We start from the raw sequence: 25674 nt of genomic DNA on the forward strand, positions 1-25674 counted from the left end.
TCGCGTGGCCGTCAGTGTGAGTGGCGGGGCACCGCGCTGCCGCCGCCACCGACCAGGAAGTCGAGGTCCGCCCCACTGTCGGCCTGCAGGACGTGCTCGCTGTACAGCCGTACCCAACCCCGGTCGGCGACCGGCGGCGGCGGCTTCCAGTCGGACCGCCGCGCGGCGAGTTCCGCCTCGTCGACCAGGAGGTCGAGGCGGCGGGTGGCGACGTCGAGGTGGACCAGATCGCCGGTACGCACCAGCGCGAGCGGGCCGCCCACGGACGCCTCCGGCGCCACGTGCAGGACGCAGGTGCCGTAGCCGGTGCCGCTCATCCGGGCGTCCGAGATCCGCACCATGTCCGTGATGCCGTCGGTGAGCAAGCGGCGGGGCATGGGCACGTTGCCCACCTCGGGGAAGCCGGGGTAGCCGCGCGGGCCGGCGTTGCGGACGACGATCACCGTGTCCGGGGTGACGTCGAGGTCCGGGTCGTCGGCGGCGACGACGTACTCCTCGATCCGGTCGAAGACGAGCGCCGGACCGGTGTGCGTGAGCAGGTGGGGGGAGGCGGCGGAGACCTTGAGCACCGCCCCGGACGGGGCGAGCGACCCGCGCAGCACCACGGTGCCCGAGCCGGCGGCCTGGAACGGCTCCGCCATGGTGGCGATGACCTCGGAGTTCCAGCACTGCGCGCCGGCGACGTTCTCGGCCACGCTCCGGCCGCTGACCGTGACGTGGTCGGTGTGCAGCAGCGGCGCGAGTTCCTTCATCACCACCGGAAGGCCGCCCGCGTAGGCGAAGTCCTCCATCAGGTACGCCCCGGACGGCATCAGGTTGACCAGCAGTGGGACGTCGGCGGTGAGGGTGTCGAAGTCGTCGAGTGACAGGGGCACGCCGAGCCGTCCGGCGATGGCGAGCAGGTGCACGACGGCGTTCGTGGAGCCGCCGATCGCGGCGTTGACCCGGATGGCGTTCTCGAACGCCTCCCGGGTGAGCACCGAGGACAACCGCTGGTCCTCACCCACCATGGCGACGATCCGACGCCCGGCGGCCTGCGCGAGCGCGTACCGCCGGGAGTCGACGGCGGGTACGGCGGCGGCCCCGGGCAGCTGCACGCCCAGCGCCTCGGTCACGCAGGCCATGGTGGAGGCGGTCCCCATGGTCATGCAGTGCCCCCGGCTGCGGGACATGCCGACCTCCGCCTCGGCGCAGTCGGCGGCGCTCATCCGGCCGGCCCGCATCTCCTCGGTGAACCGCCAGACGACCGTGCCCGAGCCGATGTCCTGGCCCCGGAACTTGCCGTTGAGCATCGGGCCGCCGGTCAGCATCAGCGTCGGCAGGTCGACGCTCGCCGCCCCCATCAGCAGGCCCGGTGTGGTCTTGTCACAGCCGGAGAGCAGGACCACCCCGTCGAGGGGGTTGGCGCGGACGGACTCCTCCAGCTCCATCGCGAGCAGGTTGCGGTAGAGCATGGTGGTGGGACGCATGAGCGGCTCGCCGAGGCTCATCGCCGGGAACTCCAGCGGCAGGCCGCCGCTCTCCCACACGCCGCGCTTCACCGATTCGGCCAGGTCTCGCAGGTGGGCGTTGCAGGGGGTCAGCTCCGACCAGGTGGTGGCGATGCCGATCACCGGGCGACCGTCGAAGACGTCGTCCGCGAATCCCTGGTTGCGCATCCAGGACCGGTGGATGAACCCGTTGCGGCCCTCGGCGCCGAACCACTGCCCGCTGCGCAGCGGTCGATCTGTCGTCGACATCAGCACACCTCTCTGTCATGCCTCTGAGATCGCGCGACGCGACCTAGCGAAGTCCTCCGACGGATAGGCCGCCGCGCCAGTGTCGTTGGAGGCTGAAGAACGCGATGACCAGTGGGATCACCGACACCAGCGAGCCCAGGATGATGAGGCTCCACAGCGACGTGCCGCCCGAGTTGTTCGCCGAGGCGATCCCCTGCCAGAGGCCGAGACCGACGGTCACCGGGAACAGTCGGTTGTCGGAGAGCATGGCCAGGGGCAGGAAGTAGTTGTTCCAGGACGCCACGGCCGACAGGAGCAGCACGGTGACCACCGCGGGACGCATCAGCGGAAGCGCGATCTGCAGGAAGGTCCGCACCTCCCCCGCGCCGTCCACCCGCGCGGCGTCCAGCAACTCGTCCGGCACCGCGTCGCGGGCGTACACGTGCATCAGGTAGACGCCGAACGGGTTGAGCAGCGACGGCAGGATCACCGCCCAGACCGTGTTCGTCAGGCCGAGCCGGGAGAACATGATGAAGGTCGGGATGACCAGGGCCGTGGCCGGCACCATCAGCGCGCCGAGCACGACGGCGAAGCTGAAACGCCGCGCGGCGAACCGGTACTTGGCGAACCCGTAGCCGGCCATCACCGCCAGGACCGTGGCGCCGACTCCGCCGGCGATCGCGTACAGCGTGGAGTTGAGGATCCACCGCAGGTAGATGCCACCGTCGTAGGTGAAGAGCTGCCGGAGGTTGCCGACGTAGTCGACGTGGTCGGTGAACCAGAGCGTGTTGCCGCCCCCGAACAGGCCCGGCGCGTCCTTGGAGCTGTTGACGACGACCCACCAGAACGGCACCAGGAAGTAGATCACCAGGAAGCCGAGGAGGATCTGCAGAGGGAGGTAGCGCTGCGGCCGGCGGACGCCGGCGCGGACGCTGGTGCGGTCGGCCATCTAGAGGAAGCTCCTCCGCTTGCGGGTGAAGAACAGGAAGGCGTACACGCAGATGAAGACGATGCCGCCGAGCGCGAACGAGATCGCCGACCCGTAGTTGAAGTTGGCGAGCGAGAACGCCTGCTGGTACGCGTACATGTTGGGGGTGAAGTCGGACCCGATCGTGCCCGCGGCGAGGTAGCGCAGGATCTGCGGCTCGTTGAAGAACTGCAGGGTGCCGATGAGCGAGAAGACCAGGATCAGGATCAGCGCGGGCGCGATCAGCGGGATCTTGATCCGCGTCGCGATCTGCCACCGGCCGGCGCCGTCCATCCGGGCGGCCTCGTAGAGCGTCGGGTCGATGCCCTGCAACGCCGCGTACAGGATGATCATGTAGTAGCCGGCCCACTGCCAGGTGACGACGTTGAGCAGGCCGTAGAAGATCAGCTCGCTGCCCAGGAAGTCGGGCGCGGTGGCGCCGAACAGTCCGAAGATGTCGGTGAGCGGGCCGAAGCCCTTGCTGTAGAGGAACCCCCACATCACCGCACCGATGACGGTGGGGATCGCGTACGGAAGGAAGATCATGAGGCGGGAGAAGCGCGCGAACAGCGTGGTCACCGCGTCCAGGATGAGGGCCATCACGAGCGCCAGGACGATCTGCAGCGGGATGGAGACCAGCGAGAAGCGGATGACGAACCAGGCTCCGGACAGGAAGCTCGGGTCGGTGAACGCCTTCACGTAGTTGTCGAAGAGGACGAAGCTGGTGCCGCCGATCAGCTTCTTCTGAAAGAGACTGAGGTACAGCGCGTACGCCAGCGGCGCGATGAGGAACGCCAGGAAGACGAGCGCGAAGGGCCCGACGAAGAGCCACCCCATCAGGTGCTCGCGGAGGTGCACCTTGCCACGGATCTTGCGCGTCTCGCTCGGCGGACGCGGTGTGCGCTGCTCGGTCAGGACTGTCATCTGTGCTCTCCGGGACGGGGACGCGGGGATCGTGGGTGGGCCGGCCGACAGCGCCGACACGGCCCACCCAGAGCGGTCACGAAACGGTGAAACCCTGCTCCTTGGCGTACTTCGCGACGTCCTCCTGGAGCTTGTCGGCCGCCTGCGAGCCGGTGATGGACCCCTTGATGACCTCGCTGACCTGCTTCGTCATGGCGTCCAGGTAGTACTGGCCGAAGGGCGCGTAGGACACCCCCTGGTACGCCTCGGCGGCGGGGAGGTAGACCTCCTTGTTCGCCTGCTGGCCGCCGAAGAACGCCACCTTCAGGTCGACGAACGCGGGATCCTTGAGCGCCGTGAGGTTCAGCGGGAAGATGATCTGGTTGGTCCAGCCGTCGGTGAGCGACTCCTTGTCGGCGTACAGCCCGTAGGCGACCTTCGCCGCCAACTCCGGCTTCTTCGCCTGCTTGGTCACCGAGAAGGCCGACCCACCCCAGTTCACCTGCACCGGGTTGGCCGGATCCCACTGCGGCAGGGGCGCGACCGCGAACTTGCCGGTGTCCTGGCCCTTACCGACGCCCGCGCCGGTGAGGTAGCCGGGCGCCCACGCCGCCGAGATGTACGTCGCGTAGTTGCCGTTGATCACGCCGGAGATGTACTCCGGGGTGAACTGGTCCTGCGTGCCCACCAGGCCCTTCTTGGCCAGGCCGCCCCAGTAGTCCAGCACGTCCTTGGACGCCTGGTCGTTGAGCTGCACGCCGATCGACTTGGGCTGCGCCGGGTCGTAGGTGAAGGGCGACGCACCCTTCTGGATCTGCAACGCCATCAGCACCGCCGGAACGTTCGCGCCGAGATCCCCGAAGAGCGGACCGCCGGCGTCCTTCACCTTCTGCGCGGTCTGCTCGTACTCGGCCCAGGTCTTCGGTGGAGTGATCTTGTACTTGTCGAAGATGTCCTTGCGGTAGATCATGCCCATCGGGCCACCGTCGACCGGGACGCCGTAGACGGCGTCGCCCACCGACACGTCCTTCCAGGCGCCCTCGCCGTAGTTGGCCTTCACCGCGTCGTAGCCGTACTGCTTGATGTCCACGAGCGCGCCCTGGATCTGGAAGGTCGGGATCCGGTCCGCCTCAACCATGATCACGTCGGGCGCGCCGGTGCCCGCCGAGATGGCCGTCTGGAACTTGTCGTACTCGTCGCCGCCCTGACCGACGTTGGTCCAGCAGACCTGCACGTCGTCGTGGAGCTTGTTGAAGTTGTCGACGACGAGTTGGGTGTTGGGGTACCAGCCCCACATCGTCACGACCGGCACGTTCTGCTTGGTGATGGTGTTCGTGCAGTTGCTCGCGTCGCTGCCGCCGTCGTCCGAGGAGCAGGCAACCAGGCCGCTCCCGGCCGCGAGCAGGGCCACCGTGGCGAGTATGCGTCTTCTCTTCATTGAGATGGTTCCCTTCGGAGGTGGCGGTGCACAGACATCCATGCGCCGGCGGGCGCCACCGGGGCGGCTGGGACCCCGCTCCCGGTGGCGTCGCCTGGGCAGGCTCCTAGCGTTTGAACAGACGGGGCGCCAGGTCGATGAGGTTCTTCTGCCACACGTCCCAGCCGTGCGGCCCGGGGGTGACCCCGTCGAACTCGTAGCGGATACCGAGGGTGTCCAACGTGGTCAGCGACGCCATGAAGCTCGGGTACACGAAGTCGGTCTGGTCACCGACGTACAGCCGGAGCATCCTGGTGCCGTTGTTGATCGCCGCGACGTCGACACCGGCGCCGCTGCCGAAGCCGGCCGAGAACGCCGCGACGTAGGCGAACTGTCCCGGGTATGCCTTCAGCACACCGAACGCCTGCCCTCCGCCCATCGACAGTCCGGCGAGGGCCTGCTGGGACGGGTCGCTGGAGACGTGGTAGCGGGACCGGGCCGTCGGCACGATGTTCTCCAGCAGTTCCCGGTTGAAGTTCGACGAGTTGCCGTTGCCCATCACGACCACCATGGGCGTGAGGTCGCCGTCGAGGAACTGGTGGTCGAGGATCTGCTTGGCCCGGCCCATCTCGACCCAGTCCGTGTAGTTCTGCCCACCGCCGTGTTGCAGGTAGAGGACGGGATAGGGCTGCGCCCGCTGCGGGTCGTACCCGGGTGGGGTCCACACCAGCGCGGTGCGGTCCTGGCCGGCCACCGTGCTGGCGTAGGTCATGGTCTCGACCGTGCCGCCCTGCCCGGCGGGCACGTCCGTCAGCAGTCGGGCCGCAGGGCCCGGGATGAGGAAGGTGCTCCACATCGGCTCCGTGGTCACCCTCGTCGGGTTCGAGACGTCCTTGAACGGCACCCGGTCGACGATCAGCCGGTAGTAGTAGAACCAGGGCTTCAGCGGCCCCACGGTGGCCCGCCACCGGTCGTCGTCGCGCGTCAGCGGCACGCGCAGCCAACTGCCGCCCGGCGCGATGTTGGCCCACACCGTGACGTGCTGGGCGTCCGCGAAGTCCGTGGTGGTCTCGAAGGTGACGAACCCGTCCTCGGTGACGAAGGGCGTCGGGGTGGTGCCGGCCGGCGGTGGGGTGAACTCGCCCGTGAACCGCCCGTGGCCCGGGCTCGGTCCGTGGTCCGACACGTGCCCGAACAGTCGTGGCACGAAGTCGACCAGGTTCTCCTGCCAGGTGGTCCAGTTCCCGCCGCCGTCCGGGTTGACCCCGTCGAACTCGAACCGGACGCCGGCCCGGTCCAACGCCTTCGTCAGCCGGTAGGTGGTGTTGTAGGCCGGGTCGGTGACGTTCCCCGTGTAGAGCCGCAGCAGCTTGAGGTGGTGCAACGCCGTGGCGTCCCTGCGGTCGATCGTCGGCGCCGAGGTGCCGGAGAACCAGCCGACGTAGCCGAACTGGCCGGGCTTGGCGAGCGCCGCCCGGACCGCCCGCCCAGCGTCGTCGGCGACGCCGGCGATGGCCTGGTGCGCCGGATCACGAAGGACCCGATAGTGGTCGGCGACCGCCTTGCGGAGGTCCTTCAGCTCACGGTCGTCCGCGCTGTCGGCGATGACCACGACCATCGGCTGCATCGCGCCGGCCGCCGAGAGGTTGTCGAGGATCTGCTTCGTGCGACCGAGATCGAGCCAGTCGCTGGCGGCCACGCCGTCGCCCGACTCCAAAAAGAGCGTGGGGTAGCCCTTCGGCTTCTTGGCCGCGTACCCGGGTGGCGTCCAGACCAGGGCCGAGCGTTGCTCGGCGCGGACCCGGTAGGTCAGGGTCCCGACCGTACCGCCGGTGCCGGCGGGCGCGTCGGCCAGCCAGCGCGCCGACTCCCCGGCGACCAGGAAGGTGCTCAGCAGCGGGTCGGACGCCACGCTCGTGCTGTTCGTCGGATCCTTGATGGTCTTGGTGTCGTCGGCGGTCACCTGGTAGCGGTACAGCCCGGGCGTCAGCGCGCCGAGCACACCGGACCACACGTCACCGCGGCGGGTCAGCCCGAATTCCGCCCAGCTGGCGGACGGGCCGAAGTTGCCCTCGACGACGACCTGCGAGACGGTGCCCAGGTGCTCCTGGACGTACGCGGCCGGTACGGTGAACGAGGCGTAGCGGTCCGGGGAGACGTCCAGCCACGGCGTGTCCGCCGCCGCTGCCGGTTGCGGCGCGAGCAGGGACGCCGCCATGGCGATGACTCCGGCGCCCAACACCGCCGAGAGCCGGCGTACGCTGAGGCGGCGTAAGCGCCCGTGATACTGTTCGCTTGTCACGCTCCACTCCTTTCCTGTGCCGGTAGCGGATGCGACCCGCTGACCGGCTCAACCCATCGGTGGATCTCGCCGTGCGGTAGCGCTCACCTCCTTCGGTCGTTCGTCGGTGGCGCGGTCGATTCGCGGACCACGAGGCTGGTCGGCAGGACTATCTGGTGCGGCTCGTCCCACTCGCCGGTCACCAGTGACTTGAGCATCCGCGCGGCTTCGTACCCGAGCTGGTACATCGACTGGTCCACGGTGGTCAGACCGGGCTCGGTCGACGCGGCCTCCGGGATGTTGTCGAAGCCGACGACGGACAGGTCGGCCGGGACGCGCAGGCCCAACTCCCGGGCGACCTCCAACACCTTGAGGGCCATCCCGTCGCTCGCCGCGAAGACCGCCGACGGCCGGTCCGCCCGTTGCAACAGGGCACGGGCCAACGGCACCGCCGACTCGGGATTGAAGTCCCCCCGGCCGATCAACGTCGGGTCCACGGGCACGCCGGCGGCGGTGAGCGCCGCCCGGTAGCCCTCCTCCCGGGACCAGGCCGAGGCGAGGCTGTCGCGCCCGGCGATGAAGCCGATGCGGCGATGGCCCAGGTCGAGCAGGTGCTCGACCGCGGTGGTGGCGCCGGTGAGGTTGTCGGCCGTGACCGAGGGCTCCGTCGCGCCGCGTACCGGGTCGATGGCCACGACCGGCGTCCGGCTGCGCATCTCGCCCCAGGGCGTGACCACGATGCACCCGTCGGTGAGGGTGCCGGACAGGCGGGTCAGGTGCCGCTGCTCCCAGCCCTCCGAGTAGGACCCGTAGAGGTCGCTGTTGGCGTAGATGATGAGGTCGAAGCCGGAGCGGCTGAGCGCCTGCATGACTCCCTTGAGCACCTCCGCCGTGTACGACTGGAAGCTGTGCGCCACCAGGCCGAGGACGTTGGTGCGGCTGCGCCGCAGGCTCGAGGCCACCAGGCTCGACTCGTAGCCGAGCTGTTCGATGGCGGTACGGACCTGGGCGATGGTGCGGGCGCTGACGCCGTAGTGGCCGTTGACGACGCGGGAGACGGTGGCGGTGGAGACACCGGCGGCCCGGGCGACATCACTCATTGTCGCCGGCGCATTGGCTTCGATCATGCCACTCTCTCTGGACTGCAATCGTTATCGGTTACGTTTCCAGGATGTTGCCAACGTAACCGACCCCGATTGCGAACACAAGACCTTTTCATCCCGACGCGAGGGTCCCCGAAAGGTCCACCCGGGATCGTGCACGGTGGACTTCGCGCACCGCAAAACCGCGCCATTTCGCGCACGGGTGCCACCCGTTGACAACGGGGCGCCACTCTCCGTCAGGCGCCATTCCGAAACGGGGTGTTCCCTCCGGGGAGCATGATCGGTAACGTTTACATCGATCGCGAACGTAATCCATGATCATGGCGATGTCCAGAGCTCGCACCGACCCACCACCCCCGGGTCCCCGGCGCCGCGAACACCGATCTCGACGTCGGAGACCCCGTCCGAGAGGAGCCCCGCCCTGAACACCCACCTCGACGTAGCGCCGGACCCACTCCCCCGCCGCGCCGCTTCGGCCGTCCGGCCACGTCAGAGCCAGCGGGGAGGGCGGTCGTGAACACCGCACGCCTGCTCCTGGATCCGCGTCGGCGGGTCGCACCCGTGCCGCGCCGGCTCTTCGGCTCGTTCGTCGAGCACCTCGGCCGCTGTGTCTACGGAGGGATCTACCAGCCCGACCACCCCAGCGCCGACGCGGACGGTTTCCGGGGCGACGTCCTCGCGCTCGTCCGTGAGCTGGGCGTCACCACGGTCCGCTACCCGGGCGGCAACTTCGTCTCCTCCTACCGCTGGGAGGACGGCGTGGGCCCGGTCGAGCGACGACCGGCCCGGCTCGACCTCGCCTGGCACAGCCTGGAGACCAACGCCTTCGGGCTGGACGAGTTCATGCGCTGGGTCGGCAAGGCCGGCGTCGACCCGATCATGGCGGTCAACCTCGGCACCCGGGGCACGGCCGAGGCCGTCGACCTGCTGGAGTACGCCAACCACCGCGCCGGGAGCCACCTCGCCGACCAGCGCCGCGCCAACGGCGCCGCCGACCCGTACGGGATCAGGCTGTGGTGCCTGGGCAACGAGATGGACGGTCCGTGGCAGGTGGGCCAGCGCAGCGCCACCGAGTACGGGCGGCTCGCGGCGCAGACCGCGAAGGCCATGCGCCGCTTCGATCCCGACCTCGAACTGGTCGCCTGCGGCTCGTCCCACCTCGGCATGCCGACCTTCGGCAGCTGGGAGCGGGACGTGCTGACCGAGGCGTACGACGACGTCGACCTGATCTCGCTGCACGCCTACTACCAGCCGGTCGACGACGACCTGCCCAGCTTCCTCGCCTCGGCCGAGGACATGGACAGGTACATCGACGCCGTCACCGCCATCGCGGACTCGGTGGGCGCGATCCGCCGGTCCACCAAGAAGATCATGATCGCGTTCGACGAGTGGAACGTGTGGTACCAGTCGGCGGCGCCGTCCACGCCACCCAGTGGCGAGGACTGGCCGGTCGCGCCGCCGCTGCTGGAGGACCACTACAGCGTGGCCGACGCCGTCGTCGTCGGTGGCCTGCTCATCAGCCTGCTGCGGCACAGCGACCGGGTGACCGCGGCGTGCCAGGCCCAGTTGGTCAACGTCATCGCGCCGATCATGACCGAGCCGGACGGGTCGGCCTGGCGGCAGACCATCTTCCACCCGTTCGCTCGCACGGCCCGGCACGCCCGGGGCGTCGTGCTGGACGTGCTGCGCGACGGCAGCACCACGAGCACCGACCGCTACGGCGTCGTCGCCGCGGTCGACGCGGTCTCCACCTGGGACGACAGCACCGGGGAGTTGACCGTGTTCCTCGTCAACCGGTCCGTCGACACCCCGGCCGAGGTGACCGTCGACCTCGCCGGTGCCCGGGTGGGCGAGGTCATCGAGTGCGTCACCGTGGGCGGCGACGACCTCGATGCCAAGAACACCGCCGCCGGCCCGGACCACGCCGAGCCGCGCCCCACCGAGCCGGTCCGCGCCGGCGACGCCGGCGTCCGGCTGACCCTTGCGCCCGCGTCGTGGACCATGCTGCGGCTGCACGCCACCGACGTCACCCCGTGAACCACCCCGGGCCGCGCACCCCCGGTTTCACCGAGGGGTGCGCGGCCCGGGACTTCCCCACCACAGGGAGTACGGAGAATCGCGTCGACGGTCCGACCAGGACCGGAACAATTGTGTCCGGAAACAACGCCGTACGGGACCACGGAATTGATGGCCGGATGCTCTGTCGGATCAATTTGGCTAACGAATTCACGCGTGCACCACAGGTGGCGTCGGAACGCACCCGGGAGACGGTCAGGCGCAATTATTCGGCCGCTGGCGTCAACCTCCCGTCGACCCGGCGCGCAATGGCGGTGTAATCGTCGCGCAACTCCTCGGGAAGCACCCAGGCCGGGGCGTCCTGCCACGCCAACGGCCGGAGGAACCGGCGGATCGACGTCGCGCCCACAGATGTGTGCACCGCGTTCGTCGACGGCCAGGGCCCGCCGTGATGCTGGGCCCAGGACACCCGGACGCCGGTGGGATAGCCGTCGAAGACGATCCGGCCCGCGCGGGCGGAGAGCACGTCGACCAGCCGCCGGACGACGTCGGCGTCGTCCGCCGGGCCACGGTGGACCGAACCGGTCAGCGAGGGCGGGACGGTGTCCAGCGCGGCGTCGAGGTCGGCGACGTCGCCGTACCGGACCACGATCATGAGCGGGCCGAAACACTCGTCGGCGATCTCGGCGGTCAGCCCCTTCAGGTCGACCTCCAGGAGTCTCGGCGCGACGGCGAAGCCCGCTCCGGGCTCGACCTGCGGCCGGGCCGAGACCCGGGCGCCGGCCCGTTCGAACTCCGCCGCCCGGATCTCGTACGCGTCCCGGATGCGCTCGTTGAGCAGGAACGCGCCGCCCGCGCCGGCGACCCGCTCGCGCAGGCCGTCGACGAGCTGGTCGCCACCCTCACCCGCCGGGACGAACGCCAGGCCGGGCTTGGTGCAGAGCTGGCCGCCGGAGGCGGTGAAGGAGGTGAACAGGCCCTCGGCGATCCCCTCGGCCCGATCGGTGGCCGCACCGGGCAGGACGACGATCGGGTTCACGCTGCTCAGCTCGGCGTACAGCGGAATCGGATCAGGTCGTTCGTCGATGGCCGCCTGGATGGCGCGGGCGGCGTTGACCGAACCCGTGAGCGCGGCGGCACGGATCGCGGGGTGCCGCACCAGCGAACGGCCGGCCTGTTCCCCGTACACGATCCCGATGACGCCCTCGGGCCCGCCGAGGTCGCGGACCGCCGCTCCGATCGCGGCGGCGGACGCGTGCGAGGTCAGCGGGTGGGACGGATGCGCCTTCAGGACGGTGGGGCAGCCGGCGGCGAGCGCGGCGGCCGTGTCACCGCCCGCGACCGAGAAGGCGAACGGGAAGTTGCTGGCCCCGAAGACGGCGACCGGCCCGAGAGGTACGAGCATCCGCCGCACGTCCGGGCCGGGCCCGAGCGGTGTGTCGGCGGCGTGGTCGATGGCCGCCTCGACGTACGCCCCGTCGCGGAGCACGTCGCCGAACATCCGGAACTGGACCGCGGCCCGGGTGAGTTCCGAGTCCAGCCGCGCGTGGGCCAGCCCGGTCTCCGCCTCGGCGGCCGCGACCAGGTCGGCCCGTCGGGCATCGAGGGAGGCCGCGATCGCGTCCAGCAACTCCGCCCTGCCGCGTCGGCCCAGGTCGGTCAGCCAGCGCGTCGCCCGGGACGCCTGGCCGGCGATCTCGTCCACCCGGGACTCGTCGGTCTCGGTGAGCTCCGTCGCGCGACGCGTGCCGTCGCGGGGATCGACCGTGCTGACCACGTTCACAGCAGTCCTCTCCTTGCCAGATTGCCCATCAGGTCACGGACACCGAACTGCCAGGGTTCGCACTCCTGGGCGTGCCGCACCCGGTTGACCAGGGTGCCGAGCGCCGGGCAGCTGATCCGGACCACGTCGTCGACCTTGTGGGTGAAGCCCTCACCGGGGTGACCCCGGTCCTGGATGGGCGCGAACATGGTGCCGAGCATCAGGGCGGCGCCGTCGGGATAGTGGTGGTGCGGGCCGACGAGCTGGCGCACCAGGTCCTCCGGGTCACGCGACATCTGCGTCATCTCCGAGACCGCCTCCAGCCGGAAGCCGTCCACCCCGTGGACCTCCAGGCGGACCTCGAGTTCGCGCACCCGTTCCATACCGAACCGGTCGTCGAAGAGCCGGATCAGGGGGCCGAGGGCGCAGGAGGCGTTGTTGTCCTTCGCCAACGGAAGCAGCAGCGCCGAGCGGCCCTCGATGTCGCGCAGGTTCACGTCGTTGCCGAGCGTGGCGCCGACGATCCGGCCGCTGGACTGGACGATGAGCGTGATCTCGGGTTCCGGGTTGTTCCAGGTCGACGCGGCGAGCACGCCGACGTCGACGGCGGTGCCGACGGCGGAGAGGACCTGTCCCTTGGTGAAGATCTCGGCGTCCGGACCGATCCCCACCTCCAGGTACTGGCTCCACATGCCCTCGGCGACCAGCAGGATCTTGAGCCGGTCCGCCTCGACCGAGCCCGGTTCCAGGTGGTGCAGGTCGACACCGATGTCGGCGAACATCCGTTGCCGGATGTCCGCCGCGAGCGCCAGGTCGCCACGGGCCCGCTCCTCGATGACCCGCTCGATCATCGAGACGGGGAAGGTCACGCCGGCGGCCTTGAGCGCCTGGAGGTCGACCGGGGCCAGCAGCCAGGGCCGGCCATTGTCGCGGGTGGCGACCGCCGTGTTGGCCAGGATCTCCGCGAAGTCCCCGACCCGTGCCCCGTCGAGCCCGGCCACGGTGACGGCGGGGTCGGGCAGCTCGCAGATGTCCCGGACGGTCGGAAACCGTTGGCTCAGGTCGATGACCTCGCCGTCGCGGACGGCCACGGGGGTGGGACCGCCGACGGACGGGTCCCAGATCCGGCCGATCAGGACACTGTCCGCGTCGTCCGGCAACGCCTCGGCGGCGGCATCGGCCCAGTCCTCGCGTCGGGGTCCGCCGTCGCTGGTCAGCATCGGCCGCTCGTCGGTGGTCTCAGGACGCGAGGGCATGTCGGTCGCCGTCGTTCGTCGCCCCGGCGAAGCCGATACGAGCGCACCGCTTACCCATCGTCGCTCCACCGTTACGAGTCGGAGTCACGTTCATAAATTGCAACGATCGTAGCGACATGTGCAACGTTGTCAAGTGGCGGTTGCGTATCGCGTCATCTACATTGCACATGATGCAACGACAGCGGCGATGCCGCGCCGTACGAGGGGAGACAGAGCCTTGGCGCAATCGATCCGCCGCGCGATCGACCTCATCCGTCGGTCAGCCGAACGCCCGCTGTCCCTGACCGAGGCCGCGGACGTGCTCGGCGTCCACAAGTCCACGGCGCTTCGGATACTGCACACCCTGGAGTCGGCGCGCTTCGTCCGCCGTACCGGCGCGGGCACCTACGTGCTCGGCAGCGGGCTGATCGAGCTGGCGGACCTCGCGCTCGGCTCGATGGACCTGCGCCAGCCGGCCGCCGCCCACCTCCGTACGCTGCAACGCGAGACCGGCCACACCGTGCACCTGGCCCAACTGACCGGTGACGAGATCATCTACATCGACAAGGTGGACAGTCCGGCGTTCGACGCCGTCAAGCTCCCCTCCCGGGTCGGGCGCGCCGTGTCGATCTACGCGAGCGCCGTGGGCAAGACCATCCTGGCGTACCTGCCCCGCCAGGACCGCGAGCGGCTGCTCTCGCACGTCGTGTTCGAGCGGTTCACCGACACCACCTTCGCCGACCGCGACGCGCTCGACGCCGAACTCGCCGACATCCAGGAACGCGGCTGGGCCGTGGACAACGGTGAGCACGACACCTACGTGATGTGCGTGGCCGCCCCGATCAGGGATTCCCGAGGGCAGGTCATCGCCGCCGTCTCGATCACGGCGATCGAGGTCATCGCGAACCTCGACGAGCTGAAGGGCAACCTGCCGCTGCTCCTGGAGACCGCCAACCAGATCTCGTACGAGATCGGCTACCCGCGGCCCTTGGCCGACCCGGACGACGACGGCCGGTCCGCACCCTGACCTCGGGTGCGCCGCGCGGTGTCACCCTCGCGGAGGCGGTCCAACTCGGCGAGGTACATCGCCTGCATGCGGTCGTAGTGCCGGACCAGCATCGTGACCTCCTCGGCGCTGTAGCCCTCGACGAGCCGCTCGGCCCGCTCGGCGAACCGCTCGTACGGCCGCGTCAGCTCGGCCGCCCGCTCCGGACGCAGGGTGACGATCACCCGCCGTCGGTCCGCCGGATCGCGCTCGGCGGTCACGTAGCCCGCCTGCTGGAGCCGGCGCAGCATGCTGGTGACCGCCCCGGTGGTGAGGTTGGTCCGCTCGGCGACCTGCCCCGCCGTGGCGGATCCGACGTCCGCCAGGTGGTCCAGGCACTCCAGGTCGCTCACGGTCAGGCCCAGCCGCTCGGCGATGGCGTACCGGAACACCATGGACAGCCGGGACATCTCCCGTCCGGCGCGCATGAGGTCGGCGATCGCGGTCGCACGGGCCGGCACCTGGGACATGCCCGCAATCATGCCTCCGGCACGGTCACCCGGTGCAGCCGAGGTAACACCCGGGTCAGCACCCAGTGTGGTGCGGCCGCGCCCCCGGTGAGACGGCGCATCAGCCGGCCGGCGGTGTCGACGGCGCGGAAGGCGTAGGGGACCATCTCGTCCTGGTAGGCGGCGATCGCCTCCTCCACCGCCCGGCCGGTCGCCCGGGCCTCGAGCAGCCTACGGCCGAGCAGTGCGGCGTCGCGGAGCGCGGTGTTGCCGCCGTGGGCGCCGAACGGCGGCATGACGTGCACGGCATCGCCCATCATCGTGGCCCGGGGCACCGCCCAGCGCCGGGGGCGCCGGCCGGTGGCGAAGAGGTTGAGCACCGTGGCGTCCAACTCGGCGGTGGCGACCAGCCGTCGGATGAGCGGGTGGAAGTCGGTGCTCAGCCCGGCGGCCAGTCGCCAGAGCGCGAGCAGGTCGCCACGGACGCCTATGGGCACCTCCCCCTGCCCCAGCAGCAGTCCCCACATGACGTAGTCGTCGCCGGTGGGCGCGTAGCTGCCCGGCGCCAGCCGGGCGAACGCCTCCCGTGGCCGCTCACCGAACCGCATCGGGGTGAAGAAGAACGCGCGGCCGGGTCGATCGGCGATGGCCAGCACGCCGCTGCTGCGCAGCGCGTCCGGGATCATGCTCTCGCCGTTGCGGTGCAGCGGTGACCGGCCGTAGATGCCCGCCAGCGGCGCGCTCGCCGGGGCCGCGTCCGGCATGAGCTGTGCCCGTAGCGCCGAGCCGACGCCGTCCGCGCCCACCACGACGGTCGCCGCGACGGCCCCGCCGTCGGCGAACCGCAGTCGCAGCCCGGCCGGGCCGCCACTGTCCACCGCGACCGCCTGCTTGCCGTAGTGGATCCGCCCGTTCAGCCCGGTCTGCAGGATCGAGCGCAGCGTCAGCCGGTCGACCTGGCGGGTGGCGTACGGCTCGTCCTTGAAGGTGATGGTGAACGCGTCCCGCAGTCGGCTGTCGGTGAAGCGCAGGTGGCCGCCGGGCTCGTCGCCGGTGGTCAGCGCCAGGTTGTACAGCGGGCGGGGCAGGCTCTCGCGCAACGCCGCCAGCCCGTGGCGGTCGAGGATGATCCGGTAGCCCTGTCGCCGCACGAAGGGGCCGGGGTCCCGCTCGTAGACGTGCGCGTCGATGCCGGCTCGGGTGAGGTACTGGGCGAGGCAGAGACCGGAGAGGCCGGCGCCGGCGATAGCCACCGAGAAGTTCGTCGATATGCCCATGCGGATTATCTTAATGACTAAGATGATTTCCGCAAGACGGCCCGCGTCCCGCCCGACGGCGGTCTTGTGCCCGGGCACCGAAAAACGAGATCATCACGCATGCTCGACCCCTCGAACGAGGACGACGGGACCGCGCCAACCGTCTCCACCCCGCGCTTCGTGGGGCGTGACCGGGAGCTGACGGCACTACGGGGCGCCCTGGCCCAGCCACCGGCGATCGTGCTGGTGGAGGGCGAGGCGGGGATCGGCAAGAGCCGGCTGCTGCGCGAGTGGCTCAGCACGCCGGCTGAGCGCACCGCCCTGGTGTCGGTGTGCCCACCGCTGCGCGAGTCGCTGACGTTGGGGCCCATCGTCGACGCGTTCCACGGAATCGACGGTCCGGTGTCGCAGCTGCGGCTCACCGCGCTCGCCGGCGCGTTGCGGCCGCTGTTCCCCGAGTGGTCGGCGAACCTGCCGCCCGCGCTGCCGCCCCTGGACGACGCGAAGGCGGCCCGGCACCGCCTGTTCCGCGCCCTGGACGAGTTGCTGCGGGCGCTGCGGGTCGACGTCCTCGTCCTCGAGGACGCGCACTGGGCCGACGAGGTGACCCTGGAGTTCCTGCTGTTCGTCATCTCCCGACAGCAGTCGGACGGACCGAGCCTGGTCATCTCCTATCGACCCGAGGAGGTCGGCGACGGGTCGCTGTTGCTGCGGCTGACGTCCCGACTGCCCGCCGGCGTGACCCAACTGCGGATCGCCCTTGCGCCCATGCGACCCGACGACACGGCGGCGCTGGTCTCCTCGATGCTGGACGGCAACCCGATCTCGCAGGAGTTCACGACGTTCATGCACGAACGGACCGGTGGCGTTCCGCTGGCACTGGAGGAGTCGGTCCGTCTCATGTGCGATCGGGCCGACCTCGTCTTCCGCGACGGCCAGTGGGTCCGGCTGAAGCTGCGCGAGCTACAGGTGCCACCCACGGTGCGCGACTCCACCCGGGAACGGGTCAGCCGCCTGTCGCCCACGGCGCAGCAGGCGTTGCGCGCCGCGGCGACGTTGGCGGACCGGTCCTCGGTGGCGACGATCGCGCTGACCGCCGGCCTGTCACCGGGCGAGTGCCGGACCGCCATCGCCGAGGCGGCCAGTGCCGGCGTCCTGGACGGAGACGACCGCGGCAGGTGGCGGTTCCGGCACGTCCTGGCCGCCACCGCGGTCTACGAGTCGATCCCACTGACCGACCGCAGACACGTCCACCTGCTGGCCGGTCGCGCCCTGGAGCAGGTACACCCACCGCCCGTGGCACGCCTCGCCCACCACTTCCGCGAGGCCGGCGAGATCCCTTCCTGGGCGCGGTACGCCGAACAGGGCGCCGAGTTGGCCATCGCCTCGGGCGACCACACCAAGGCGGTCGACCTGCTGGTCGACCTGCTGTCGTGGGCCGTGCTGCCACCGGCGGACCGGGCGCGGGTCGCCCGCATCGCCGGGGTCGCCGCGCTGGGCCGCCGGGAACAGGTCGATCAGGTCTACCACCGGGTGGTCCGGACGCTGCGCTCGGTGCTGGAGAGCCCGGGCCTCTCCGCCCGGCAGCAGGCCGAGATCCGCAATCCCCTGGGTCGGCTCCTGATCACCGGGGGTGAGGCGCAGGCCGCCCTCGGCGAGCTGGAGCAGGCGGTGGCCAACCTCGACCACGACCCGGTCGAGGCGGCCCGCGCGATGACCTACCTCGGTTGGGCCTACGCCGGACCGTGGCCCGCCGCCACGCACCGCCGATGGCTGGACCGCGCCGCCGACCTCACCGCCCAGATCGACTCCCCCGCCGAGCGGCTGAACCTGGCCGGGAACCGCGCGGCGGCGTTGCTCATGCTGGGCGAGCAGGAGGCCTGGGACGTCGTCGCCGACCTGCCCCTGGGTGGCACGACCCCGGCCGAGCGTCTCGACGTGGCCCGCATCCACGCGAACGTCGGCACCGGCGCGCTGATCTGGGGCCGGTACGCCGACGCGGCGGAACACCTCGACGTGGCCATGCGCCTCGCCGAGGCCGAGCAGGCGTCCCGGTTGCAGCACAACGTCCGACTCGAACAGGCCAACCTGGCGTGGCTCACCGGTCGGTGGGACGGCCTGGCCCAGGCGAGCGCGGCCCTCGCCGACGCCGACCGGGACCGGCCGGCGCACTACCTGGGCAGCATCCGCCTCGCGGCCCGACTGGCGGCGGCGGCCGGACGGCGGCGGGCCGCCGAGGAGCAGTTCCGGCTGGTCCTCGAGGAGTCGGCCCGGCTCGGCGCGGCGGACGACACGATGGAGGCCGCCGCGGCGCTGGCCAGACTGTGGCTGGCGGACGGCAACAGCGGCCGGGCGCTGCGGATCACCAACGAGCCGATGGACACCGTGCGGCGCAAGGGCATCTGGATCTGGGCGACGGACCTCGTTCCCGCCCGGGTCGAGGCGCACCTCGCCGCCGGTGACCTGGCGGCCGCAACCCGCCTGACGGACCAGTTCGCCAGAGGACTGCGTGGCCGTACGGCGCCCGCGCCGCGCGCCGCGCTCACCGTGTGTCGTGCCCTGCTGCTCGCCGCGGCCGGGGACCACACGCGCGCGGCGACGGCGTACGCCCGGGCGGCGAGCGCGTGGAGCGCCCTGCCGCGCCCGTACGACGCGATGCGCGCCCGCGAGCGGCAGGCCGAGGCGATCATCGCGCAGGGCCGCACCGAGCAGGGCCGCGAACTGCTGGCGGAACAGTACGAGCAGTTGTTCCGGCTTGGCGCCCGCGGCGACGCGGACCGGGTCGCACAACGGCTCCGCGAGCACGGCGCCGAGGTGCCGCGCCTGTGGCGCGGCGGCCGACGTGGGTACGGGGACCAGCTCTCCCCTCGCGAGCTCGACGTGGTCCAACTGGTCGTCGCGGGCAAGACGAACCGGGAGATCAGCCGGATCCTGGCCAAGTCTCCGGCCACGGTGGACCAGCAGCTCCGGGCCGCCATGCGCAAGCTGAAGGTGAGCAGCCGGACCGCGCTCGCGGTCAAGGCGGTGGAGGCCGGCGTGTTTGCCGAGGACGAATCCCTCGACAACGCCTCATGAATTTTGACGTATCCACCGGATAGCTAACGTCACCCGGCTGGGCCGAGCATGACTCCATGATCCATAGCCGGTGGGCAATGCATGCCTGAGCGATCCGTCGTGCCCGACGACTCCGCCGTCGAGCACCAGCCGCCGTCCGAGCGGCTCGGCGAATCGCGCGTCACCGCGCGCGACGCCTCCGACGTACCCGACGCCGACGCCGCCGTCGACCACGCGAGCCACGACCCCTACCAACCCCTGTAGGCGAAGGACCCCCATGAGACTCACAGCCCTCGCGGCAACACTTGCCGCAGCGGTCGGCCTGAGCGTGCTCCAGCCGATACCGGCGTCCGCCGCCGAGCCGGATCCCGGCACGGCGGCCAAGATCGCACCGACCCTGAAGGACCGCTTCCGCACCCAGCCGGCCGCCGACTTCTGGATCACCTTCGACAGCAAGGCCGACCTCGCGCCGGCGAAGAAGATCGCCGACTGGACCGCCCGTGGCCAGTTCGTCTACGACGCCCTGACCGCGGCGTCGAAGAAGTCCCTGGCCGCCGTCTCCACCGACCTCGACCGCGCCAAGGTGACGTACACCCCCTACCCGATCGCCAACGCCGTACTCGTCAAGGGCGGCACCGAGAAGCTCGCCCTCGACGTGGCCGCCCGGGTGCAGGTCGCCGAGATCCACGCGACGCCGCAGGTCGCCCTGGTCCAGCCGGTGGAGAAGAAGCTCCCCGCCGACCAGGCCGCCCGACCCGCCGCCCCGAAGGCAGGCGCGGACGACACCGTCACCTGGGGTCTCGAGGCCATCCACGCCCCGCAGGCGTGGGCCATGGGCGCCACCGGCGCGGGCATCACCGTGTCCAACCTCGACTCGGGTGTCCAGTTCGACCACCCCGCCCTGGCCCGCCAGTACCGGGGCGCGAAGCCGGACGGCACCGTCGACCACAACTACAACTGGATGGCCACCCGGGGCTCGTGCGCGAGCGCACCGTGCGACGACAACGGACACGGCACGCACACCATGGGCACCATGGTCGGCGTCGACGGCGCCGACCACGTCGGCGTCGCCCCGGACGCGCAGTGGATCGCCACGAACGGCTGCTGCGACAGCACCGGCGTCGAGTCGCTGCTGCGCTCCGGCTGGTGGCTGCTCGCCCCGACCGACCTCCAGGGCAACAACCCCGACCCGTCCAAGCGCCCGCACGTTGTCAACAACTCGTGGGGCCAGACCGTCGAGCATGACTTCGACGACTTCTTCCAGGCCATCGACGAGGCCTGGACCGCCGCGGGCATGTTCAGCACCTGGTCGTCGGGGAACACCTCGCCGTACGCGGCCTGTGACACGGTCTCCTCGCCGGGTTCCGCGGCGAGCGCCTACTCGGTGGGCGCGTACGCCGAGGACGGCACGCTCGCGCTGTTCTCCCGCAAGGGCGAGGGTGAGGGCGGCCGGATCAAGCCCGAGATCTCCGCGCCGGGGGTCAACGTCCGCTCGTCCTACCCGAACAACAGCTACGTCGAGATGGCCGGTACGTCGATGGCGGCACCGCACGTCGCCGGTGCCGTGGCGGCACTCTGGAGCTACGACCCGACCCTGATCGGGCAGGTCGACGAGACCCGTCGCCTGCTCGCCGAGTCGGCCACCGACGTCGACGACACCGAGTGCGGTGGCACCGCCGAGGTCAACAACAAGTACGGCGAGGGCCGGCTCGACCTGGTCCGCCTGCTGGAGCTCGCGCCCCGCAAGGGCGGCACCCTCACCGGTGTCGTCACCGCCAACGGCGCCCCGGTCCCCGCCGCCGACGTGACGATCAGCGGGCCGTTCAGCCGGTCGATCGGCACCGACAAGGACGGCCGGTTCACCACCAACCTGCCGGTGGGCGACTACCAGCTCAGCACCAAGGTGTTCGGCTACCTGACCGCGACCGCCACCGTCACGATCGCCCAGGGCCAGAACAGCTCCGTCACGCTGCCGCTCACCGCCGCCGCGAAGCACGACATCAGCGGACGGGTCGTCGACGACAAGAAGCGGCCCGTGCCGAACGCCGACGTGGCGATCCGGGACACGCCGCTGAAGCCGGTACGCACGGACGCCACCGGCGCGTTCACGATCACCGCCGTCCCCGAGGGCACGTACAAGCTGACCGCCACTCCCAACGCCTGCTTCTCCCCCACGTCGCTTCCGCTGACGGTGGGCGCGCAGAACGAGTCACCGGAGATCCCGGTCGGGCTCGTCGTCGACAAGGGCGGCTACAGCTGCGCCGTCACCGAGGGCGAGTACCTGCGCGGCACCGAGCCGGTCACGTTCGGCAGCGGTGTGTGGGCGACGGTGCAGCTGCCGTTCCCGATCGCGCTCTACAACGGCAGCCACGACACCCTCGGCGTCGGCCTGCGCGGCATCATCGCTCCGGACGGCAGCACCGGCCCCGGCTACGGCGGCGCGGGCGCCTTCCCGTTCTACCTGGAGAGTCCCGTCGAGTTCGCCCCGGGCGGCGGTGTCTTCACGGCCGCCACGAAGGTCAACGGTGAGGACGCGTTCGTCGTCGAGTACCGCAAGACCAAGCTCTGGGCCTACCCCATCCGCTCGGAGTACACCGAACCGGTCAACTTCTCGGCCACGTTCACCCGCTCGGGCACGATCATCTTCGGGTACGGCGACGGCGTCGGCTCGGACGACCCGGTGACCGCCGGCGCGACCGGCGTCACCGGCATCCAGGGCTGGGCCGGCGTCGACGGCATCCGGTTCTCCGACCACGCCCCGGTGCTGCGCGACGGCCTGATCGTCACCTACGACCTGCCGGACTTCGGGTACCTCGACGCGACCGTCGTGGACCAGAACGACGGGCTGCCGGTGGCCGGCGCCAAGGTCTCCTTCAGCACCGAGAAGGGGCTCGTGGAGACGGTCACGACCAACGGGACGGGCATCGTGCACCGCCAGCTCCCGGTCGGTGACTACACCATGACCGTCGAGGCGCCGAACTACCCGACTCAGGCGTACCCCTTCTCGCTCGACAAGCTCTACGCGCGGGCGAAGGTCGACGCCCGGCTGACCACGGGTGTCGCCGGCCTGAAGGCCGACGGCCTCGAGACGCTGCTGGGTACCGACCAGAACGGCGTGGGTTCGCTGACGCTGACCAACACCGGCTCCGCCCCGCTCACGTACACCCTGGGTGAGGCCGCGCGGCACCCCGAGCTCGACGCCGCCGGCACCACCGCGCGCACCGGCACGGGTGCGGCCAGCACGATCGACCTCGCCGGTTGGAAGGCCGGTGCGAGCGGCGGCATGAAGCCGTCGAACGCCGATGGCGCGACGGCCGCGTCGAGCGCCGCGGAGGCGCAGGCGGCGGCCAAGGTCGGCGCGACCTCCGGCGGCGATGTGATCACCCGGATCTCCATTCCCGGCAAGGTCGGGGAGAAGGTGCCCACCGGCGTCGGCTACGACGGCGACGTCTGGGTCCACGACTACGAGGCGCGGACCAACACCGCCTACACGGTGACCGGGAAGAAGACCGGCAAGGTCTTCGACGCGGCGTGGAACCCCGACTACCGGGCCTTCGACATGACGCTGGACACCAGGACCGGTGACATGTGCCAGATGGAGGACAGCCCGGCCAGCTTCATCCACTGCTTCAACCGGGACACCGGCAAGGAGACGAGGCAGATCAAGGGTGACTTCGTCACCTCGCAGCTGACCGGTCTCGCCTACAACCCGGCCAAGGACGTCTTCTACGTCGGTGGCCGGCGGAACGGCAAGATCGGGACCGTGGCCGGTACGTCGCACGACAAGCCGGGCGCGCTGCTGTCCTACTGCACCCCGCCGCTGCCCGAGATCATCGGCCTGGCCTACAACCAGGCGTCGGACACCATCTGGTACACCGACCTCACCTCGAACCGGCCCACCCGCCTGCTGCAGGTCGACCCCGACGACTGCTCACTGGTGAACGCGTGGTGGTTCCCGGGCAGGAAGACGAACCAGGGCGGCGGCCTGGAGACCGACTCGACCGGCGCGCTGTGGGCGGTCGATCAGGTCGCCGACGACGTCGTCCTCGTCGACGTCGAGGACGACCTGCTCACCGACCTGCCGTGGCTGTCGCTCTCCTCGACCGGGGGCACCCTCGCCCCGGGGCAGTCGACGACCATCCGGGTCTCGATCTCCTCGAAGGGCGTCAAGCCCGGCGTCCAGGGCGCGAACATCGTGGTCCGCTCCGACTCCGGACGTCAGCCCAAGAGCTACGTGCCGGTGACGCTGACCACCACGAAGTACCAGGTCGGCGTCAACGCCGGCGGTGCGACGTTCACCGACGGCACCGGCTACACCTGGTCCGCCGACCAGCCGGCCAACAAGAAGGCCTGGGGGTACGAGGGCAGGACGAAGGTCACCTCCACGAAGGCCGGGATCGCCGGCACGACGGACGACCTGCTGTTCCAGTCCCAGCGCAGCACGGCGGAGCGGCAGTTGTTCTACCGCTTCCCGGACGCGCCCAAGGGCACCTACGCGATCGACTTCGGCTTCGCCGAGATCGACAAGGTGGCCAAGGGCAAGCGGGTGTTCGACGTCCTCGTGAACGGCACCCTGACGGACTACGCGTACGACCCGACCGCGGCCGTGGGGCCGAACGCCGCCGACTGGCGCAAGGCCGTGGTGCAGCACGAGGGCGGTCCGCTGACCGTGGAGCTGCGGGGCTCGAAGGGTCTGAAGGCCCCGAGCATCGCCGCGTTGCGGGTGACGCTCGACCCGCGGGCGGACGCGGTGGAGCCGGACCCCGAGCCCGAGCAGCCGGACCCGGGTCCGGTACCGGTGGCCCCCGCCGGTCGCTCGTACTCGATGAAGGTGACCGAAGGGCTCTACCGCCAGGGCACCCAGGAGTCCGGGTGGCGGGGCGACGAGCTGTGCGGTCCGCTGTTCTTCGACGCCGACTACCTCCAGCCGTTCTACGACACGGCCTGGGACGGTGTGTGCGTCACGACGAACGGCTCGCTGTCCTTCGACCGCGCCGCCGTGTGGTCCACCAACACGGAGCTGCCGTCGGCGGGCACGCCGGTCGACGCGATCTATCCGTTCTGGGACGACCTCGTCGTCGACGACGAGGCGGGCATCTACCTCGGCACCACCGAGGTGGACGGGGTGCCGGCGCAGGTCATCGAGTGGCGCAACGTCACCTTCTACAGCGACCAGACCGCGCGGGTGAGCTTCTCGGTCACCCTGGTCGCCGACGGACGGATCCAGATCGGCTACGGCGACGGCGTCGGCGGCGACAACCCCCTCACCAAGGGCTCGTCGGCAACGGTCGGCGTGGAGAGCTTGAACCGCAACCCCGCGAGCCAGTTCTCCTTCAACCAGCCGGTCCTGAAGGCCGGCGTGGGCCTGGAGTACACCCTCCCGGCCGCGGGCACGATCGAGGGAACGGTCACCGACAAGAACGACAACAAGCCGATCGAAGGAGCGATCGTCACGCTCAAGGGACCGGCCGGTGAGCGGGTCATCACCACCGACATGAAGGGCCGGTGGAAGGCCCAGGCGCTGATCGGCGGGAACACGGTGCAGGTGGAGGCGCCCAACTACGTCACCACCAGCCAGAACGTGACCATCGCCAGGAAGGACCAGGCCGAGGTGGTCGACACGGCGCTGACCACGGGCGTCGCCACCGTCTCCGGAGAGGACATCGACTGGCTGCTCGACAAGGGCCAGAAGGCGACGGCCGAGGTGACCGTCACCAACACCGGTTCCGCACCGCTCGAGGTGCGGGTCAGCGAGCAGCAGCGCACCAGCGACGGTGGGCACGAGGCCGCCGACCTGCCGTGGCTGACCCTCACAGGCCCGGCCGCGACCGGCCCGGTCACGCTCGCCGCCGGCACGTCCACCACGGTCACGGTGACGGGCGACAACGCCGGCCTCAAGCCCGGCGTGCTCGTCGGGGACGTGCTCGTGGCGTCCAACGCCGGCAAGGGCGAGAGCCAGCTCACGCCGGTCCGCCTGGCGACGTCCGCCTACCTCAAGGGCGTCGACGCGGGCGGGTCCGGGTACGTCGACGCCTCGGGCTTCTTCTGGGCACCCGACCAGGCACTCGGCTCACGGGCCTGGGGCTACGTCGGCGGTAAGGCACACACCACCAAGGCCGACATCGCCGGCACGACTGACGACGCGCTGTTCCGCACCCAGCGGACCGGCGAGACGTTCAGCTACGTGTTCAAGAACGCCCCCGCCGGGACGTACCGGATCGGCCTCGACTTCGCCGAGCTCGAGAAGGTGAAGGCCGGCAAGCGTGCCTTCGACGTGCTCGCCGACGGCAAGGTCGTGCTCTACGACCACGACGTGCAGGCGAAGGTGGGTGCGCTGACCGTCGACGCGAACACGGTCACGGTCGAGCACACCGGTGGTGACCTGACCATCCAGTTCACCCGGGAGAAGGGCGAGGGCGATCCGATCCTCAACGCTCTGAAGGTGCAGGAGGACCCGCGTATCTGAGC

15 protein-coding genes are annotated in these 25674 nt (G+C 70.6%); 5 read left to right on the top strand and 10 right to left on the bottom strand.

The genetic code is table 11. The annotated features are described in order from the left end of the window. Positions 1 to 11 precede the first annotated feature (11 nt). The 6 genes from ACN263_RS18005 to ACN263_RS18030 form a co-directional block, all read right to left on the bottom strand. Complete coding sequence (locus ACN263_RS18005) at positions 12 to 1739, bottom strand: IlvD/Edd family dehydratase (RefSeq protein WP_422735516.1); 1728 nt, start codon at positions 1737 to 1739, stop codon at positions 12 to 14. Positions 1740 to 1782: 43 nt separating this feature from the next. After that, positions 1783 to 2667, bottom strand: coding sequence for a carbohydrate ABC transporter permease (locus ACN263_RS18010; protein WP_422735517.1), 885 nt, complete (start codon positions 2665 to 2667; stop codon positions 1783 to 1785). Continuing rightward, positions 2668 to 3609, bottom strand: coding sequence for a carbohydrate ABC transporter permease (locus tag ACN263_RS18015; protein WP_422735518.1), 942 nt, complete (start codon positions 3607 to 3609; stop codon positions 2668 to 2670). It lies immediately after the preceding gene. Positions 3610 to 3685: 76 nt separating this feature from the next. Beyond that, on the bottom strand, positions 3686 to 5026 hold the full coding sequence (locus tag ACN263_RS18020; protein ID WP_422735519.1) for an ABC transporter substrate-binding protein: 1341 nt from the start codon (positions 5024 to 5026) through the stop codon (positions 3686 to 3688). Between the two features lie 106 nt (positions 5027 to 5132). Continuing rightward, complete coding sequence (locus tag ACN263_RS18025; RefSeq protein WP_422735520.1) at positions 5133 to 7307, bottom strand: alpha/beta hydrolase; 2175 nt, start codon at positions 7305 to 7307, stop codon at positions 5133 to 5135. A gap of 83 nt (positions 7308 to 7390) precedes the next feature. Further along, a complete protein-coding gene (locus ACN263_RS18030; RefSeq protein WP_422735521.1) occupies positions 7391 to 8413 on the bottom strand; it encodes a LacI family DNA-binding transcriptional regulator in 1023 nt (340 codons plus the stop codon). Positions 8414 to 8902: 489 nt separating this feature from the next. Between ACN263_RS18030 and ACN263_RS18035 the strand changes: the two genes are divergently transcribed. Then, positions 8903 to 10426 (top strand): alpha-N-arabinofuranosidase, encoded by a 1524-nt coding sequence (locus ACN263_RS18035; protein WP_422735522.1) that lies wholly within the window; start codon positions 8903 to 8905, stop codon positions 10424 to 10426. A 244-nt stretch (positions 10427 to 10670) separates the two neighbouring features. Here ACN263_RS18035 and ACN263_RS18040 read toward each other — a convergent pair whose 3' ends face one another. Together ACN263_RS18040 and ACN263_RS18045 are read right to left on the bottom strand one after the other, a co-directional pair. After that, the gene (locus ACN263_RS18040; RefSeq protein WP_422735523.1) at positions 10671 to 12188 is read right to left on the bottom strand and encodes an aldehyde dehydrogenase family protein; all 1518 of its coding nucleotides are present in this window, start codon (positions 12186 to 12188) and stop codon (positions 10671 to 10673) included. Next, positions 12185 to 13423, bottom strand: coding sequence for a fumarylacetoacetate hydrolase family protein (locus ACN263_RS18045; RefSeq protein ID WP_422735524.1), 1239 nt, complete (start codon positions 13421 to 13423; stop codon positions 12185 to 12187). Before ACN263_RS18045 ends, ACN263_RS18040 begins: the two co-directional genes overlap by 4 nt. Positions 13424 to 13640: 217 nt before the next feature. On the opposite strand from ACN263_RS18045, the gene ACN263_RS18050 reads away from it, so the two are divergent. Further along, entirely contained in the window at positions 13641 to 14429 is a 789-nt protein-coding gene (locus ACN263_RS18050) for an IclR family transcriptional regulator (RefSeq protein ID WP_422735525.1), read from the top strand. Here ACN263_RS18050 and ACN263_RS18055 read toward each other — a convergent pair. Together ACN263_RS18055 and ACN263_RS18060 are read right to left on the bottom strand one after the other, a co-directional pair. Beyond that, on the bottom strand, positions 14378 to 14917 hold the full coding sequence (locus ACN263_RS18055) for a MarR family winged helix-turn-helix transcriptional regulator (protein ID WP_422735527.1): 540 nt from the start codon (positions 14915 to 14917) through the stop codon (positions 14378 to 14380). The two genes, ACN263_RS18050 and ACN263_RS18055, sit on opposite strands and share 52 nt — an antisense overlap. Before the next feature lie 8 nt (positions 14918 to 14925). Continuing rightward, entirely contained in the window at positions 14926 to 16173 is a 1248-nt protein-coding gene (locus ACN263_RS18060; protein WP_422735528.1) for an FAD-dependent oxidoreductase, read from the bottom strand. Between the two features lie 99 nt (positions 16174 to 16272). On the opposite strand from ACN263_RS18060, the gene ACN263_RS18065 reads away from it, so the two are divergent. The 3 genes from ACN263_RS18065 to ACN263_RS18075 all read left to right on the top strand — a co-directional run bounded on the left by ACN263_RS18065 (position 16273) and on the right by ACN263_RS18075 (position 25672). Beyond that, on the top strand, positions 16273 to 19227 hold the full coding sequence (locus tag ACN263_RS18065) for an ATP-binding protein (RefSeq protein WP_422735530.1): 2955 nt from the start codon (positions 16273 to 16275) through the stop codon (positions 19225 to 19227). A gap of 81 nt (positions 19228 to 19308) precedes the next feature. Beyond that, the gene (locus ACN263_RS18070) at positions 19309 to 19470 is read left to right on the top strand and encodes a hypothetical protein (RefSeq protein WP_422735532.1); all 162 of its coding nucleotides are present in this window, start codon (positions 19309 to 19311) and stop codon (positions 19468 to 19470) included. A gap of 13 nt (positions 19471 to 19483) precedes the next feature. Then, positions 19484 to 25672 (top strand): S8 family serine peptidase, encoded by a 6189-nt coding sequence (locus ACN263_RS18075; RefSeq protein ID WP_422735534.1) that lies wholly within the window; start codon positions 19484 to 19486, stop codon positions 25670 to 25672. Positions 25673 to 25674 lie beyond the last annotated feature (2 nt).

The organism is Micromonospora sp. WMMD729 (assembly GCF_049315225.1).
Lineage (GTDB): Bacteria > Actinomycetota > Actinomycetes > Mycobacteriales > Micromonosporaceae > Micromonospora.